14 protein-coding genes, 1 tRNA gene, 1 pseudogene and 1 riboswitch are annotated in these 16,943 nt (G+C 65.5%); of the genes and pseudogenes, 10 read left to right on the top strand and 6 right to left on the bottom strand.

The window, feature by feature from the left end:
* Positions 1-252 (bottom strand): annotated as a pseudogene (locus AC5RT3_RS20085) (hypothetical protein); the annotation flags it as partial.
* Positions 242-1,744, bottom strand: coding sequence for an alpha,alpha-trehalose-phosphate synthase (UDP-forming) (locus AC5RT3_RS20080; protein WP_494053711.1), 1,503 nt, complete (start codon positions 1,742-1,744; stop codon positions 242-244). The pseudogene AC5RT3_RS20085 and the gene AC5RT3_RS20080, both read right to left, overlap by 11 nt.
* 179 nt (positions 1,745-1,923) lie before the next feature.
* On the opposite strand from AC5RT3_RS20080, the gene AC5RT3_RS20075 reads away from it, so the two are divergent.
* Both AC5RT3_RS20075 and AC5RT3_RS20070 read left to right on the top strand, forming a co-directional pair.
* Entirely contained in the window at positions 1,924-2,799 is an 876-nt protein-coding gene (locus AC5RT3_RS20075; RefSeq protein ID WP_494053712.1) for a DsbA family protein, read from the top strand.
* Between the two features lie 175 nt (positions 2,800-2,974).
* A tRNA-Thr gene (locus AC5RT3_RS20070) sits at positions 2,975-3,051 on the top strand.
* Positions 3,052-3,076: 25 nt separating this feature from the next.
* Here the strand turns inward: AC5RT3_RS20070 and AC5RT3_RS20065 are convergent.
* Positions 3,077-4,027 carry a manganese catalase family protein gene (locus AC5RT3_RS20065; RefSeq protein WP_494125057.1) on the bottom strand — a complete coding sequence of 317 codons (951 nt, stop codon included), beginning with the start codon at positions 4,025-4,027 and terminating at the stop codon, positions 3,077-3,079.
* A 266-nt stretch (positions 4,028-4,293) separates the two neighbouring features.
* Here AC5RT3_RS20065 and AC5RT3_RS20060 point away from each other — a divergent pair, with 266 nt between their 5' ends.
* The 3 genes from AC5RT3_RS20060 to AC5RT3_RS20050 all read left to right on the top strand — a co-directional run bounded on the left by AC5RT3_RS20060 (position 4,294) and on the right by AC5RT3_RS20050 (position 8,287).
* Entirely contained in the window at positions 4,294-4,716 is a 423-nt protein-coding gene (locus AC5RT3_RS20060) for a ChaB family protein (protein WP_494053714.1), read from the top strand.
* Positions 4,717-4,852: 136 nt separating this feature from the next.
* Positions 4,853-7,021: an elongation factor G-like protein EF-G2 gene (locus tag AC5RT3_RS20055; RefSeq protein WP_494125056.1), complete on the top strand. Its 2,169-nt coding sequence runs from the start codon at positions 4,853-4,855 to the stop codon at positions 7,019-7,021.
* A gap of 12 nt (positions 7,022-7,033) precedes the next feature.
* Positions 7,034-8,287 carry an MFS transporter gene (locus AC5RT3_RS20050; protein WP_494053716.1) on the top strand — a complete coding sequence of 418 codons (1,254 nt, stop codon included), beginning with the start codon at positions 7,034-7,036 and terminating at the stop codon, positions 8,285-8,287.
* 40 nt (positions 8,288-8,327) lie between these two features.
* On the opposite strand, the gene AC5RT3_RS20045 is transcribed toward AC5RT3_RS20050, so the two are convergent.
* On the bottom strand, positions 8,328-8,675 hold the full coding sequence (locus AC5RT3_RS20045) for a hypothetical protein (RefSeq protein WP_494012232.1): 348 nt from the start codon (positions 8,673-8,675) through the stop codon (positions 8,328-8,330).
* Positions 8,676-8,939: 264 nt separating this feature from the next.
* Between AC5RT3_RS20045 and AC5RT3_RS20040 the strand changes: the two genes are divergently transcribed.
* Positions 8,940-9,242 (top strand): DUF4193 domain-containing protein, encoded by a 303-nt coding sequence (locus AC5RT3_RS20040; protein ID WP_494053724.1) that lies wholly within the window; start codon positions 8,940-8,942, stop codon positions 9,240-9,242.
* A 229-nt stretch (positions 9,243-9,471) separates the two neighbouring features.
* Complete coding sequence (locus AC5RT3_RS20035) at positions 9,472-10,023, top strand: AMIN-like domain-containing (lipo)protein (RefSeq protein ID WP_494053717.1); 552 nt, start codon at positions 9,472-9,474, stop codon at positions 10,021-10,023.
* Positions 10,024-10,105: 82 nt separating this feature from the next.
* Here AC5RT3_RS20035 and AC5RT3_RS20030 read toward each other — a convergent pair whose 3' ends face one another.
* Complete coding sequence (locus tag AC5RT3_RS20030) at positions 10,106-11,662, bottom strand: APC family permease (RefSeq protein WP_494053718.1); 1,557 nt, start codon at positions 11,660-11,662, stop codon at positions 10,106-10,108.
* 222 nt (positions 11,663-11,884) lie between these two features.
* Between AC5RT3_RS20030 and AC5RT3_RS20025 the strand changes: the two genes are divergently transcribed.
* Complete coding sequence (locus AC5RT3_RS20025) at positions 11,885-12,364, top strand: Dps family protein (RefSeq protein WP_494053719.1); 480 nt, start codon at positions 11,885-11,887, stop codon at positions 12,362-12,364.
* 94 nt (positions 12,365-12,458) lie between these two features.
* Here the strand turns inward: AC5RT3_RS20025 and AC5RT3_RS20020 are convergent, their stop codons facing one another.
* The gene (locus AC5RT3_RS20020) at positions 12,459-14,024 is read right to left on the bottom strand and encodes an MFS transporter (protein ID WP_494053720.1); all 1,566 of its coding nucleotides are present in this window, start codon (positions 14,022-14,024) and stop codon (positions 12,459-12,461) included.
* An 85-nt stretch (positions 14,025-14,109) separates the two neighbouring features.
* Here AC5RT3_RS20020 and AC5RT3_RS20015 point away from each other — a divergent pair, with 85 nt between their 5' ends.
* Together AC5RT3_RS20015 and AC5RT3_RS20010 are read left to right on the top strand one after the other, a co-directional pair.
* On the top strand, positions 14,110-14,646 hold the full coding sequence (locus AC5RT3_RS20015; protein WP_494125055.1) for a TetR/AcrR family transcriptional regulator: 537 nt from the start codon (positions 14,110-14,112) through the stop codon (positions 14,644-14,646).
* 92 nt (positions 14,647-14,738) lie between these two features.
* A riboswitch (glycine riboswitch) is annotated at positions 14,739-14,835 on the top strand.
* A 193-nt stretch (positions 14,836-15,028) separates the two neighbouring features.
* Positions 15,029-16,943: aminomethyl-transferring glycine dehydrogenase (locus AC5RT3_RS20010; RefSeq protein ID WP_494125054.1), on the top strand; the 1,915-nt coding region annotated here is incomplete at its 3' end.

Below are 16,943 nucleotides of genomic sequence, written 5' to 3'. Positions count from 1 at the left end.
GGCCGTAGCCATCCGGTCGGCAGTTGCGGCAGGCCCCCAGACGGGGATCCGACCGCGCCCCCAGCCACCCGGCTTCCAGCGGATGGCAACGTGCAGGGGGCGCGCGTCATCGGCGTGCGCCACTATGGGCGCCATGGTCCCGTCGAAGTCCATGGCCACCAGCAGATGTTCGGTGCCGGCCACGCGCCGGACGGCCTGGCGGAGCTCCGGGGACAGCGCCAGGAAAGTTCCGGTGCGGCCGTCAGGAGTCATCCCGGACCACCTTTTCATTCAGGGCCCGGAGGAAATCGGCGGACCAGGCATCCACGTCGTGTTCAAGAATCTGCTTCCGCATGGCGCGCATCCTCCTGGCAGCATCGCGGGGAGGCAGTTCAACGGCACGCATGATGGTGCTCTTGAGGCCGTCGATATCGTGCGGGTTCATTAGCAGGGCCTGCTTGAGCTGGTCGGCGGCACCGGCAAATTCACTGAGGACCAGGGCGCCGTCGTTGTTGGTCCGCGCGGTGACATATTCCTTGGCCACGAGGTTCATGCCGTCCCGCAAGGCGGTGACCAGCATGACGTCGGCGGCCAGGTACAGGGCCACCATTTCCTCTACCGGGTAGCTGTGGTGCAGGTAGCGGACGGCGGTGTTTTCGATGGTGTCGTAGGTGCCGTTGATGTGTCCCACCGTGCCCTCCACCTCTTCGCGCAGGAGGCGGTACTGTTCCACGCGCTCACGGCTGGGGGAGGCCACCTGGATCAGGGTCGCGTCGCCCACCTTGAGCTTGCCGTCGGCCAGGAGCTCCTCGAATGCCTTAAGCCGGTGCCGGATGCCCTTGGTGTAGTCCAACCGGTCCACGCCGAGCAGGATGGTCTTGGGATTTCCCAGGTCCTGGCGGATCTGCCGTGCCCGCTCAATGATCTCCGGCCTGGCGGCAAGTTCGCTGATTTGTTGGACGTCAATGGAGATGGGAAAAGCCTGCGCCCTGGCAATGTGGGTGATTTGGCCGTCCTGGCCTTTGACATGCACCTGCTGCTGCTTGACGCTGGCACCCAGGAACCGCCGTGCCGAGCGCATGAAATTCCCTGCGTCGCTTACCCGCTGGAAGCCCACCAGGTCGGCGCCGAGGAGCCCATCAATGATTGCGTGCCGCCAGGGCAGCTGCGCGAAAATCTCCGGTGGCGGGAAGGGGATGTGGTTGAAGAACCCGATCCGCAGGTCCGGGCGGGCCCGGCGCAGCATCCGGGGGACCAGCTGCAGCTGGTAGTCCTGCACCCACACCGTGGCGCCCTTGTCCGCGTGGCGGGCGACGGCGTCGGCGAACCTCTGGTTGACCTTCCGGTAGGTGTCCCACCACGTGCGGTGGAATTCCGGCGGGGCGATGACGTCGTGGTAGAGCGGCCAGAGGGTGGCGTTGGAGAAGCCCTCGTAGTACAGCTCCACGTCATCGGTACTGAGCTGGACGGGCACCAGGTCCATGCCGCCGTGGCTGAAAGGCTCTACCGTTTCGTCGGGGGCTCCGTGCCAGCCCACCCATGCGCCGTCGGTCTTGGTCATCATCGGGGCCAGCGCGGTGACGAGGCCGCCCGGCGAGCGGCGCCAGCCCGAGCCGTCATCCCCGCTTTCGCCGGGTGCGCAGCGGTCGACGGGCAGCCTGTTGGAGACCACCATGAAGTCGTATTTGGTCTCGCCGCCATGGCTGCTGCCGGCGGCGCCGGCTGCAGCTGTAGCGGCGGGTTTTTCCTGGATGGGTGTTTGCATTGCGGCCCCCTGGGGTTGCTTGTGCCTCTTTCCCCACCCTAACGGGACGGAATCATCGGTGCTATTCGTCCGTTGGTCAAGCCCGATAAATACTTGAAGGGGCAAGCTCTCAGGTTTCTCCCCTAAAATGGGGGTGTGCCACGAAGTGGACCCCCTACGTCGATCGACCCAAGGAACTCATGAGCCCTGCAAACGAAGTACGCAAGTCCAAGGCTGAGCGAACCGCGGAGGCGCGCGAGAAAGCGCGCCTGATCCGGGAAGCCCAGGTCAAGAAGGACAAGCGCAACAAGCTGCTGATCGGCTGGGGCATCGTCGCGGCGGTGGTGGCCATCCTTGCGGTCGTGGCCCTGGTGGTTACCACCAGCATCCGGCAGAACACGCCCATCGCGGACCAGGGCCCGGTGCCCGCCAACGGCAACGTCAACGGCGGTGTAACGCTGCTGGCCAACACCGAGGTAAGGGCCACGGATTCGGCCACGGTGGACATTGCCAACCTTCCGGCCAAACCCGACGCCCTGCCCAACCCGGTGGTTGCCCCGGGCGCCGAGGCCGAGGAAGGCCAGCCGGTGAAGATCGTGGCCTACATCGACTTCATCTGCCCCGTCTGCAAGCGCTTCGAGGACACCTACAACGACGCGCTCACCGGGCTCCGCAACGAGGGCAAGATCTCCCTTGAATACCGGCCGCTGGGCTTCCTGGACCGCCAGTCCAGCACCAACTACTCGTCCCGCGCAGCCAACGCCGCCGCCTGCGTAGCTGACCAGGCGCCGGACAAGTACGCCGAATACGTCGACGTCCTGTTCACGAACCAGCCTGCCGAAGGCGGAGCGGGCCTCTCGGACGACAAACTCAAGTCCCTCGCCAGCGAGATCGGTGCGGACATCAACAGCTGCGTGGACGACAAGACTTTCCGCCCCTACGTGAAGTACTCCACGCAGCTGGCGTCCAACACCGGCATCACCGGCACCCCCACCATCTTCATTGACGGCAAGCAGTGGGACGGCACCACCGACCTGAATGCCGACATCCAGGCCGCGGTCGACGCGAAGGCCTAGCCCCGGCCCGACTGCTGCCACAAGGGGCCCGTTCCCGGAACGTCAAACTGTTCCGGGACCGGGCCCCTTGCTGTCCCATTCCGGTATGCCCTGCCTCGCCGCCGGCGTTTTTACCACCGGCGGGAGTTGGGCTAACCTTATCTAGCGCCGTCACGGCGCCCGCCCGCGAGGGCACGCCTCCTTAGCTCAGTTGGCCAGAGCACCGCTCTTGTAAAGCGGGGGTCGTCGGTTCGAATCCGACAGGGGGCTCCAGAAGAACCCGCCGCGTGGCCTGGTCCTAGCTGCCGGATACCCGGGGGCTGTCAGCCTCCTGCAGCTCCACCTCGGCTGTCGCCTGGATCAGTGCCAGGAGTTCGGGATCCAGCCCGGGGGAGAATTCCTCCCGGCGCTCAGGCGAAATGGTCATCGGGACACCCTCGGGCATGACATCGGTCCTCAGTTCCGTTCCGTCGTTGGACGGGGAAGCGCCCCGGAAGAGCTTGCCGGCCTCGCTGAGGTTGTCCGCACTGAACGTGTACTGGATGCTCTGGAGTCCCTGGTCCAGCAGCTTCTTCACTTCCGGGAATTGTTCAGCCTTCGTCTTTGGAATGGGCAGGACCTTGCCCCAGTTCACGCCAAGGCTTTCGAGCGCCTTGGCGAACGCGTTCTCGTGTGCCTGGTCCCGGACGATGAGGTAGGCGATGGTGGAACGGGCGGTCTTGTTGTCCGTCATTTCGTAGATCCGGCACTTCTGTAGTCGGCCGGTGGATTCAAGCATCAGGTTGTACAGCAGGTCCAGGACCAGGTTTCCGCTGTTGTACACGTAGGAACCGCTCCAGGGGTTTCCGACGGAGTCAACCGGCAGCGCACCCTGTGCTCCCACGAGGTAGTGGTGGATGTTGCCTGTGTCGAGGGCAATCTTCAGCGGCGTGGCTCCCTTCGCCCCCGGCTCATCCACGGGGTCGGTCTTCTTGCCCTGGTATCTGGGGGAACCGTCCAGCAGCTGCGAGATGGTGGTTCCTATTAGTTCGACATGGCTGATCTCCTCGGTTCCGACGCCCTGGAGGAGGTCCTTGTAGGGCTTTGCCGTCGCGTCCCCGCGGAAATTCATGCTCTGGAACAGGTACTGCATCATGGTGCGCATCTCGCCGAACTGCCCGCCAAGGCCCTCCTGGAGGGCGTTGGCTGCGGCGGGGTCCGGCTCATCGGCGGCGATTTCATTGATCAGGAGTTGGGTGTGCAGGTACATGGGGCCGTTTCCTCACTATTGCTCTGATACTGAGTGCTGCAGTTCATCGGGTTCAACGGCCCTTCGTTCCATGGGTCGCAGTAACTCCCGGAGCGCTGTGGCCGTCCGCCCATGGACCCGGTGGACAACCAGTGCCCCATACCATAAGCATGCTTAGTATCTGGATGGCAAGGGTTCCTGGAAAAGTTGGGGGCATGCTCCCGGACGGGTTTAAGCTGGTGTCATCTTCAAATAATCAGCCTGCTGATAAAAGGAGGATGGGTGCCATGCCCAAGACCGGGAAAAACGATCACGCACGCAAGGACGAACTTCCGTCAACGCTGCAGCGCTCGGAGCAAAAGGCCCAGGACACGTTCGCCAAGACCTATGATTCCGCGTTGGAGTCCTACAGCAACGATGAGAGCCGCGCCGCCCGCGCCGCCTACGCATCCCTTAAGCACAGCTACGAGAAGGTGGGGGACCACTGGGAACCCAAGGGCAAGAAGGGCCCGTCCGACAAGCGGGCCGAGGAGGGCGTCAAATCCTCCAAGCCCACCGCCGGGGGAGTGGATGCCAATGCTTCCAAGGAGCACTTGCTCCAGCTCGCCAAGAAGCTGGATGTCAAGGGCCGTTCAAAGATGGACAAGGGCGAACTGGTCAAGGCACTCCAGAAGGCCAATGACGCAGCCACCCGGAAGGCCAGGCAGTAGCCTCTCTGCGCGCCTGCCGTGACAGGGCACATCGCAGGTTCCGGAGCGCTGGCACTCTTGCCGTAACGCGTCCCAGGGTGTCGAATCAGAGGACACGTTAGGACGGGTTGCAGGGCAAAGACGCCAGGAGGATCCCATGTCGGTCAAAGGCACGAAGGACACAGCGAGGACATCTGGCGGCCGGACCGGCCCGGAAGCACGCCGCTCAGACGGGTCTGCCGGAATTGCCGCCGAGGAGCCGGCCAGAATCCGCAACATCGCACTGGTCGGCCATTCGGGTGCGGGCAAAACGATGCTCATTGAAGCATTGCTCGCCGCCAACGGCGTCATCACGCGGAAAGGGTCCATCGCCGACGGAACAACGGTGAGTGATTCCGATCCTGCCGCTGTCCACCAGCAGCGCTCCGTCACGCTCTCGCTGGTGCCCCTGCTGGTGGACGGCATCAAGGTCAACCTGCTGGACACTCCCGGCTACCCGGACTTCATCGGCGAGATGCGCGCCGGGCTGCGTGCCGCGGATGCTGCCCTCTTCGTCGTTTCGGCCGTCGACGGGATCGACGCCACCACCACTGCCCTGTGGGCGGAGTGTGAGCAGGCGAGGCTGCCACGCGCCGTCGTGATTACCCGGACGGACCACCCGCGCGCTGATTACGACGGCGCGCTCGCCGAGTGCCGGAAGGCGTTCGGGGAGGGCGTCCTTCCGCTCTACGTCCCGGTCCGGACGGGCGGGGACGTCACCGGGCTCCTGGGGCTTTTGTCCCGGACCGTCACCGATTATTCGGCGGGGGAGACTCCCGGCTCCCGTGAGGCGGACGCGGGCGAACTGGCAGGCGTCGAGGCAGCCAGGGGCGAGCTGATCGAGGGGATCATCGCCGAGAGCGAGGATGAGACCCTGATGGACCGCTACCTGGGCGGTGAGGACATCGACACCGGGGTTTTGATCGACGACCTGGAAACCGCTGTTGCCCGGAGTTCGTTCTTTCCGGTCCTTCCAGCGTCGGCGCTGACGGGCCTGGGCACCGCAGAACTGCTGGAAGTGCTGGTCCGCGCGTTCCCGCCGCCCACGGAGCGCGGCCTGCCAGGGGTGACCGACCTGGCGGGGCAACCGGAGGGGTCGCTGGCCTGCGACCCCGCCGGACCGCTGGCCGCAGAGGTGGTCCGGACATCCATCGACCCGTTCCTCGGACGGATCTGCCTTGTCCGGGTCTTTTCCGGGACGCTGCGTGAAGACTCGCCGGTGCATGTTGGCGGGCACGGGCTCGCGGACCGCGGCCACCAGGACCACGACACCGACGAGCGCGTCACCCACATCTACTCGCCGCTCGGGGCAACCCTGCGGCCGGTGCCGTACTGCGTGGCCGGGGACATGTGCGCGCTGGCCAAATTGGGGAGCGCTGAAACGGGGGACACCATTTCCTCCCGGGACAAGCCCCTGATCCTCGCAACCTGGGAAATGCCGGAGCCGCTGCTTCCAGTGGCGGTGGAACCGGACTCCCGCAGCGACGAGGATGCGCTGGCACGAAGTTTGGGCAAGATCGCGGCCGGGGACCCCACCCTCCGGGTGGAACGGAACGCCGAAACACACCAGCTGGTCCTGTGGGTGATGGGCGAAGCGCACGCCGAGGTGGTGCTGGACCGGCTTCGCGAGCAGGGCGTGAAGCTGCATACGGTGGACGTGGTGACCCCGCTTCGGGAAACCTTCGCGGCCCCCTCGGCCGGGCATGGCCGCCATGTGAAGCAGTCAGGCGGCCACGGGCAATATGCCGTCTGCGACATTGAGGTGGAACCGCTCGACCGCGGCGGGGGCTTCGAGTTCCTGGACAAGACGGTTGGCGGAGTGATCCCCGGGACCTTCATCCCGTCCGTGGAGAAGGGTGTCCGCGCGCAGATGGAGAAGGGGGTATCGGCAGGGTTCCCGGTGGTGGATGTACGGGTGACGCTGGTGGGCGGCAAGGCGCACAGCGTCGACTCCTCGGACGCCGCCTTCCAGGCCGCCGGCGCACTGGCGTTGAGGGAGGCTGCTGCAGCGGGAAGAATCCAGCTCCTGGAGCCGGTGTCATCCGTGGGTATCACCGTTTCGGACGAGCACGTCGGTTCCGTCATGAGCGATCTGTCCGGCCGGCGCGGAAGGCTTACCGGAACCACCTCCACCGGGGACGGGCTGACCGAAATCAGCGCAGAAGTGCCGGACCAGGAACTGCTGCGCTACGCCGTCGAACTCAGGGCCCTGACCGCCGGAACCGGCCGGTTCACCCGCCGCTACCTGCGGCACGACCCTGTGCCCGCCAGCTTCAGCCCCTCCTAAGCCTTTCCCCCGATGAACGCGGCCGCACGGAAGATCCAGCGGGTCTACCTGACGCTGACACTGGGCAACACCCTTGCAACGTCCTTCATCTGGGGGATTAACACCCTCTTCCTGCTCGACGCCGGACTCAGCAACCTCGAAGCCTTTGCCGCCAACGCCTTTTTCACGGCCGGCATGGTGCTCTTCGAGGTGCCTACGGGCGTCGTCGCGGACAGCTGGGGCCGGCGGGTGTCATTCCTGCTCGGCACCATCACCCTGGCTTCATCCACATTCCTGTACTACCTGCTCTGGCAGTGGTCAGCCCCGTTCTGGTGGTGGGCTGTTGTCTCCGTGCTGCTGGGCCTCGGGTTCACCTTCTTTTCCGGCGCAGTGGAAGCCTGGCTGGTGGACGCCCTGCATTTTTCCGGCTACGACGGCGGGCTGGAAGCGGTGCTCGGGCGGGGGCAGATGGTGTCCGGGGTGGCCATGCTGGGCGGTTCCGTGGCAGGCGGCGTGATCGCCCAGGCCACCGACCTGGGTGTGCCGTTCCTGATCCGCGTGGGCGTCCTGGTGGCCATGTTTGGCGTGGCGTTCCTGCTCATGCACGATGTCGGCTTCACCCCGGAGCGGTCGCCGCACCCACTGCGGGCGACCCGATCGGTCCTGAAAGCTTCGATCGACGGCGGTTTCAAGCACCCGCCGGTGCGGTACATCATGCTGGCAGCCCCGTTCACCGAGGGCGTTGGCTTCTATGTCTTCTATGCCCTGCAGCCCTACCTGCTCCAGCTGTTCGGGGACCCCCGGGCCTACGCCGTTGCGGGGCTGGCGGCTGCCATCGTGGCGGGAGCGGACATCGTGGGCGGATGGATGGCGCCCCGCGTCCGGAAACGGGTCCGCAGGCGCACCACCGTTCTGATCGTGAGCAACGTGGTCAGCTCCTTGATCCTGGTGGTGCTGCTGTTCACCACGGCGTTCTGGCTGGCCCTGGTCCTGCTGGCCCTGTGGGCAGTGGTGGGCGCGGCAGGCACGCCGGTGCGCCAGGCGTACCTGAACGACATGATTGCGTCGAAGCAGCGCGCAACCGTCCTCAGCTTCGATTCCCTGATGGGCTCCAGCGGCGGCGTGGTGGTGCAACCCCTGCTCGGCCGGAGTGCGGACCTCTACGGCTATCCGGCATCACTGGCTGTCAGCGGCGTGGTGCAACTGCTGGCCGCGCCGTTCATCCTGCTCAGCCGCCGGCAGCGCTCGCAGGCGGACACGGCGTCGGACCTCACCGCAGCACCCTAGCCGTAAACCGCAGGCAGTCCGGACCGTAGCCGCCGCAGCCTCAGTCCCCGTCCATCAGTTCAAGCAGCTTGCGTGCCGCGTCCCGGATGTCGTCGTGGCCGTACTGGGCAGCCCTTCCCTCGAGCGAGATGACCGCGCACCGGTGCACCTTGCTGAAGTCCCCGTACGGAAAGCTGACGCTGCCCTTGGTGCCCTCCGTCTTTTCGTCATCCCGGCCCAGGTGCCACGCTGCGAAGTCCTTGAAGCCGTGCTTGTCGATGAACGAGTTTTCCTGGTCCGTGGACGGGGCATGCTCGCTCCAGTCATCCCGGATATCCCGTTGGACCTTTCCTTCCTTGATCAGCCTGCGCGCCTGCTCAAGTGCCGTCCGGTTAAGCTTCGCTGCCATGGTGCCTCCTTCACGCGGTGCTCCGGCTGCTGGGGCCGGGCGCGCTTTCAGCGTAGGACCGCGCCCGGCAAACCGCCACGGGTTAACGGCTGCGAGACGGGCGGGAAACGTCGGCCAAGCCCGCGCCCTGCACGGGGAATCCGCGGCAGGCGCCGCGTGATTGTCCGGTGGAACACACTATTGCGCCGGTGACGGGATCATGCCCTAAACTGCTTCACTGAGGTGCCGGAAATGGCGCTGCGCAGCAACGAAAGTGAACAGGCTATGGCTACCGATTACGATGCTCCACGCAAGCAGGAAGAAGAGTCTCCGGCTGACTCGCTTGAGGCCCTCCAGGCGTCACGTGGCGGCAATGCGCAGACCGCGGTCATTGACATCGATGAGAACGACACCGCCGAAGGTATCGACCTGCCCGGCGCCGACCTGTCAAACGAGGAACTGACCGTCATTGTTGTTCCCGAGCAGCAGGACGAATTCACCTGTTCATCGTGCTTCCTGGTCCGCCACAGGTCACAGGTGGCGCTGGAAAAGAACGGCATGAAGTACTGCATCGAGTGCGAAGGCTGACCCCCGTTCTGCAGCAGTCCGGCGGCCGTTACCGCCGGTAACGGGATGATGCAGAAACGGCAGCGGAAGGGTCAAGAAAGGCCAGGAATCAGCGCCTTTTTTATGGCCCCTTAATGCTGGCCGCGGCAGACTAACGGTTGCGCGCCGAAGCGGCCACAAGCCTCGTTTCGCGTGCATGAGGCTCCTAGTCTTGAGCTATCCAATCGCTCCTTCCTTGGGTGGCTCCACAATGAAAAAACTCTCCATTTGGCTCACGGCTATCCTTATGGCCGTCGGCCTGGGAATCCTGGTTCCGGGGCCCGCCTCGGCAACCACCTCGTATTGCGGACTGGTCTGGGGGTCCCTGTCCAAAGCTGACGACACGTTCAGCAAAGCATCAGTCACCAACGTCCGGACCGGGCAGCACTACTGCTTCGACCGGATGGTGGTGGACCTCAACGGCCCTGCAACGGGCTACAGCGTGAGCTACGTTCCGCAGGTGGTCCAGGACGGTTCCGGCTTCACCGTCCCTGTCCGGGGTGGCGCCCGGCTGCAGGTCAGGGTGAATGCCCCCGCCTACGATCCGCAAACCGGGCAGCCCACGTATAACCCGGGCAACCAGGCGGAACTCTCGAATGTTGCCAACTACCAGACCTTCCGCCAGGTGGCCTGGGCCGGCAGCTACGAGGGGTACACCAACATCGGCCTCGGCGTTCGTGCCCGCCTTCCGTTCCGGGTGTTCACCTTGGACGGCCCTGGTTCCGGCTCCCGCCTGGTGGTTGATGTGGCGCACTTCTGGTGACGCGTCCGCCGTCGTAAGGCAAAAAGGTGCCGTACCCCCGGATCCGGGGGCACGGCACCTTTTACGTGCGGACTGCAAATTCCTACTCGGGGACCACCAGGGCAGGGGTGTCCTGCTTCAGGGTTTCGCCGCGGAAGAAGCCGGGCCGCACCTTGGCCATTACCAGCATGAACACCGCGCCCATGGCCAGGATCCCGACGCCCAGCACGAAGACCAGGCCAACGCCGAAGACCTCCGAACCGCTGCCGAACTCGGGCGCGAGGCTGTCCACGGCGGTCTGGAAGAACACCACGAACAGGCCCACCCCGCCAAGCACCGGGCACAGCAGCCGCAGGATGAAGTTGCGGGCGCTGCTGAAGACGCTGTGCCGGAAGTACCAGGCGCAGGCCAGCGCTGTCAGGCCGTAGTAGAAGCAGATCATCAGGCCCAGCGACACGATGGTGTCGTTCAGGACGTTCTCGCTGACCACATGCATGACGGCGTAGAACCCGGCAGAAACGAGGCCTGCAATGACGGTGGCGAAGCCCGGCGTCGCGAACTTCCTGCTGACCTTGCCGAACCGCTCCGGCAGGGCGCCGTAGTGCCCCATGGCCAGCAGGCCGCGCGCGGGGGACATGAACGTGGACTGCAGGGAGGCGGCTGAGCTGGACAGCACGGCAAGGGACATCAGGATGGCGAACGGGCCCATGATGGGGGAGGCGAGGGCTGTGAAGATGTTCTCGTGGTTGTCCTCATTGTTGAGCCCGTTGCCCGTATCGCCGAGTCCGGCGAACATCATGGTGGCGATGCTGACCAGGAGGTAGATGGCAAGGACAATGATGGCGGTCAGGGTACCGGCCACACCGGCTGTCTTCTTGCCGTTGGCCGTTTCCTCGTTAAGCGTCAGGCAGACGTCCCATCCCCAGTACACGAAGATGGACAGTGAGATCCCGGCGGCTATCTGGCTGAAGGTTTCGACTTTGGTGATGTCGAACCACTCCCAGCTGAAGGGGATGGCCGTTTCGGAAGCGGACCAGTTGGCGAACGCCATGGCCACGAACAGTCCAAGGACCAGCAGCTGGAACCCCACCAGGCCGTACTGCACCAGCTTGGTGGCGTGCAGGCCGCGGTAGCTGACCCAGACGGCCAGGGCCACGAACACGAAGCAGGTCAGGACGTTGATTGCCTTGTTGTCCGCTAGGTCCGCAAGCTCGGCGGAGCCTGTGAGCTGGGACAGGAAAAGGTAGAAGAAATCGACGGCCACGCCCGCGAGGTTGGACAGGACGATGATGTTGGCGGCGAGCAGGCCCCAGCCGCCCATCCAGCCCACCCAGGGGCCGAAGGCCTTGGTAACCCAGGTGAAGGTGGTACCGCTGTCCGGGGAATCGGCGTTGAGTTCCCGGTAGGCGAGCGAGACCAGGATCATGGGGATGAACCCGATCAGGAAGATGACAGGCAGCTGGAGTCCGACTTCATTGACGGTGGGGCCCAGTGCACTGGTGAGGGTGTAGGCGGGGGCAATGGTGGAAATACCAAGGACGACGACGGCGAGGAGGCCCAGCTGCCCGCCCTTCAGTCCTTTGGCGCTGATTCCGCCGCTGCCCGAGGGTTGGTTGCCGGAGCCGGCTGACGACGTACTGGTGCGGAGCGTCTCTGTCATGGCACCACTTTCTGAAGACTCTATGATCACGATCACTATATGAATGACGTTCATTTAGTATGGGGGCGGGAAGGCCGGAGCGCAAGGGGCAATATGAATCACATTCGTTTATGATCGGCGCCACTCCGGTTAGTAAGCTCACTGAGAAATTCTTGTCCGGGCGCTTCAGGCCTTTCGCGGGGCTGGTAGCGTCGCACGTACTGGACCACTCGAGGAGGACTGATGAAAGCTTCACCGACCCTGACCAACAACCTGCAGGCCGTGCTCACCGACCTGATTGAACTGCACATCCAGGGCAAGCAGGCGCACTGGAACATCGTGGGCACCAACTTCCGGGACCTCCACCTGCAGCTTGATGAGATTGTTGATGCCGCGCGGCAGTTTGCCGATGACACGGCCGAGCGCATGCGCGCCCTGCATGCACTTCCGGACGGCCGCAGCTCCACTGTGTCCGGGTCCACCAGCCTGGCGCCGTTCCCCGAGGGCCTGATCAGCACCAAGGATGCGATCGAACGGATCGTGGCCGCCCTCGAGGCGGCCGTGGGCACCATGCGCAAGGTCCATGACGAGGTGGACGAGGAAGACCCCACCAGCGCGGACCTGCTGCACGAGTTCATCCTCAAACTGGAGCAGTTCTCCTGGATGGTGAACGCCGAAACCATGAAGCCCACGGCCAGCGTAACCGCCCCGGATTCCAAGTAGCCCGCCGGCGGGGAACGCCGGCACGCAGCAAGCGCCCCGCGTCGGAGGTTCATCTCCGGCGCCGGGCGCTTTTGCTGTGGCGTGACACTGCCGCTTAGGTGGCTGTTGGGACTTTGCGAAGTACGACGGCGGCGAGGACTGCCGCCCCAGCCATCAGTACCAGCCCGATTGCCGCGGTGACGTGGACGCCGGAATCGAAGGCTGCCGCCGCAGCATGCCGCACCGCGTCAGCCAGGGGTGCCGGCAGGGCGGCAGCCACATCCATGGCGCCGGCGAGGGTTTCGCCCGCGTTGTGGATGGCGCCCTCGGATGCCGACTCCGCCAACGCGGCCGGCAGCCGGAGGTTGTGCTGGTAGGAAGCCGTCAGGATCGAGCCCAGCACTGTGGTGCCCAGGAGGGCACCAATTTCGTAGCCGGTCTCAGAAATGGCGGCGGCGGCACCGGACTTCTCCGGCGGCGCTGCCCCCAGGATCAGGTCGTTTGAAATAGTCTCGGCCGTACCCACGCCCAGGGCAAGGACCAGCAGGGCGGCCAGCAGAAGCGAGGGGCCGCCGTCGTGGTTCCCGAAGGTGACCACGCTGTAGCCCGTGGCGCTGAAGGCCAGCCCGGCGGCCACCACGAACCCCGGCCGCACGCGCCGCACCAGCGGCACCACGGCCAGCCCTGCCACCACCGTGGCCACAAGGGCCGGGATCATTGCCATGCCCGCTGCCGAAGGGGACATGCCCTCGAGCAGCTGCAGGTGCTGCGCCAGGAAGAGGATGAAGCCGTTGAAGGAAAACAGGGCCAGGACGTTGGCCGTAATGGCCATGCTGAACACCCTGTTCCGGAACAGGGACATATCCAGCAGCGGATTCGCCAGCCGCAGCTGCCGGCGCACGAAGACTGCACCCATGGCCAGGCCGAAGGCGATGCCGGCGAGGGCTGCCGGGCCGGTGCCTTCCGTGGCCAGTTCCTTGATGCCGTAGACCAGGGGGACCATCACCAGCAGGGACAGCAGGATGCTGGGTACGTCCACGCGGCCCGGGGCGGGGTCCTTCGACTCCGGGATGAAGGTTGGGCCGAAGGCCAGGAGGGGCAGCATGAGCGGCACGGCCACCAGGAACACCGCGCCCCACCAGAACTGCTCCACCAGCCAGCCGCCAAAAATCGGTCCCAGGGCCGCCCCGCCGGAGAACCCGGCTGCCCAGATGGCTACCGCCAGCCTGCGGCGGCTGGGCTGCGGAAAGATGTTGCGGATCAGGGAGAGCGTGGACGGCATCAGCATCGCCCCAAAGAACCCCAGGGCGGCACGGCCGGCGATCAGCCAGGCGGGGCTTGGGGCGAAAGCCGTGGCCGCGGACAGGGCGGCAAAGCCGATGCTCCCGATGACCAGCAGCTTCCGCCGCCCAATGCGGTCGCCGAGGCTGCCCATGGACACCAGCAGGCCGGCGAGCACCAGGGGGTAGGCGTCCACGATCCACAGGAGCTGGACGCCGGTGGGTTCCAGGGCGCGGGTGATGGCGGGCAGGGCAAAGGTGAGGGCGGTGTTGTCCACGGCAACCAGCAGGACCGGGAACATCAGTAAGCCCAGGGCGAGCCAGTCCCGCCACGGCGCCCGGACGGCCGGGCCGCCGACGGGGGCCGTCGGGGTCCTGGTGGTGGCAGCGGAAGTTGTCATGAAATAACTATACCGTCCAGACGGTACAGTTACGAAACTAGGCCGGGTTGGAGAGGCTGCCGCCGCAAAAGGCATGATTAGACGCATGCCCCGAAAGCCCGTAGCCCGTGAAGCGGTCCTTGACGCCTTTGAAGCCCTCCTGATTGAGGTGGGTGAGCGCGCGGCAACCCTGGATGCCGTTGCGGCGAAGGCCGGAGTGTCCAAAGGCGGGCTTCTGTACCACTTCCCCAACAAGGAAGCCCTGATCCAGGTGCTGCTGGACCGGCTTGACGGGCTGGCAGGAGCCGACGCCGATGCCATGGCAGCTGCCGGGGAAGGGGCTGCGGCCTACTTCGTCCGGTCTTCCGTCTGGGCGGATACTCCGCTGGACCGGGCGATCGTCGCCGCAACCCGCCTGGCGGAGGTGGCGCACGAGGAAACGCGCCGCCGGTTCGCAGCGATCCAGCAGCGCTGGCTCGACGAGATCGCGGCCGACGTGGGCCCGGCGCTTGCCAAAGCAGTGCTGTACATGGGGGACGGGCTCTACTTCAACGCCATGCTGTCTGTGGGGCCGGTACCGCCGGGCGGCGCGGCCGCCGATGTGGACGAATTGCTGGCAGCCCTGGAGCGCCTACGGCGGTAGCCGGCCATTTGCCCCAGCCGCTGCGGCGTAGGACAATTAAGCGCTGTGGGAGCCGCCGGCGGCTTCCCGCGACAATCCAAATAAATAGCCTTTGATCTGCGGCGGGAGAGTTCTGCCGAAAGTACAGCAGGCGCCGTAGGAGCAAACCCTCCCCAGGAATCTCACAGGCCCATGTACCGCCGCGGCGAGGCACCTCTGGAAAGCAGCAGGCAGTCCGCCTGGGTAACCCGTTGAGCGGGAGCCTTGGGCTGTTGTGTTCACCGACGGTGCAAGCGGGGCCACGCGCAAGCTGGCAACGCGGAAACTCTCAGGTCCAATACAGAGCGGGGAGGAACCCGAATCGCTGCGGCGTACCCTGCGCCGCCTGAATTATGGAGTTCCTGTGACTGCTTCCCCGGTTTCCGCCACCTTTGTTGACCGGCATATCGGCGCGCGCCGCCAGGCCGACGTTGACACCATGCTCAAGGCCGTCGGCTATGACAGCGTGGATGCGCTCGTGGACAAGGCGGTTCCCAAGGACATCCGGCAGGACACCCCGCTGACGCTGTCGCCGGCGTTGAGCGAGGTTGAAGCGCTCGCAGAACTGCGCAAGCTTGCCGCGAAGAACAAGACCGCGGTCCAGATGATCGGCCAGGGCTATTACGACACCGTGACGCCACCGGTGATCCGCCGCAACATCCTGGAATCCCCGGCCTGGTACACCGCCTACACCCCGTACCAGCCTGAGATTTCGCAGGGCCGGCTCGAAGCGCTGCTGAACTTCCAGACCATGGTCCAGGACCTGGTGGGGCTGCCCATTGCCAACGCCTCGCTGCTCGATGAAGCCACCGCGGTGGCCGAGGCAGTGCTCATGATGAGGCGCGCCAACAAGAACAAGGATGCCAAGGACGGCAAGACCGTCCTCGACGCCGACTGCATGCCGCAGACCATCGCCATCGTCAAGGGCCGTGCCGAGGCGCTGGGCTTCGACGTGGAGATAGCCGATCTTTCCGCAGGCCTGCCGGACGGTGCCATCAACGGCATTGTCCTCCAGCAGCCCGGCGCGTCCGGCCGGGTGTGGGACCAGTCCGGCGTGATCGCCGAGGCGAAGGAACGCGGCGCGCTGGTCACCGTCGCTGCCGACCTGCTCGCCCTGACCCTGATCACGCCTCCGGGCGAGCAGGGTGCGGATATCGCCGTTGGTTCCGCCCAGCGTTTTGGTGTCCCGCTGTTCTTCGGCGGCCCGCACGCGGCCTACATCGCCGTCCAAAAAGGCCTGGAGCGTTCCATGCCCGGCCGCCTTGTCGGTGTGTCCAAGGACGACGCCGGTGTCCCCGCCTACCGCCTGGCGCTGCAGACCCGCGAGCAGCACATCCGCCGCGAGAAGGCCACGTCCAACATCTGCACCGCGCAGGCACTGCTGGCGATCGTCGCGTCCATGTACGCCGTCTACCACGGCCCCGAGGGCCTGAAAGCGATTGCCCAGACCACCAACCGCCATGCCCGCACGCTGGCAGCTTCACTGAAAGCCGCGGGACTCGATGTCCTGCACACCTCCTTCTTCGACACCGTCACTGTCCGCGTACCCGGCAACGCGGCGGGCATCGTTGCCGCTGCGGAGGAGAAGGGCATCAACCTCCGCGGCATCGACGCCGACACCGTGGGCATCTCCGTGGACGAAACCACCACGACGGCGACCATCGCCGACGTCGTCTCCGTCTTCGGCGGGGAGGCAGTGGGATCAACGGGGTCATTCGCACTGGACCCCGCGGTTGAGCGCACCTCGGACTTCCTGCAGCATCCGGTGTTCAACACCCACCGGTCGGAGACCCAGCTGCTGCGCTACATCCGCAAGCTCTCTGACCGTGACCTGGCGCTGGACCGGACCATGATTCCGTTGGGCTCGTGCACCATGAAGCTGAACGCCACGGCCGAGATGGAGGCCATTTCCTGGCCGGAGTTCGCCTCGATCCACCCGTTCGCCCCGGATTCGCAGACTGAGGGCTGGCGTGAACTGATCGCGGGCCTGGAGGCTGACCTGGCCGAGATCACCGGTTATGACCAGGTGTCCATCCAGCCCAACGCCGGGTCCCAGGGCGAGCTCGCCGGCCTGCTCGCGATCCGTGGCTACCACCGCTCCCGCGGCGAGGGCCAGCGCAATGTCTGCCTGATCCCGGCCTCGGCGCACGGCACCAACGCCGCGTCCGCGGTGCTCGCGGGGATGAAGGTCGTGGTCGTGGCCACCGCCGCCGACGGCACGATCGACCACGCGGACCTGTACGCGAAGATCGAGGCCCACAAGGACGCACTGTCGGCGA

Source organism: Arthrobacter sp. Y3221159 (assembly GCF_059089885.1).
Note: the sequence above shows the minus strand (reverse complement) of the source record. Positions and strands in the feature narration are given on the sequence as shown.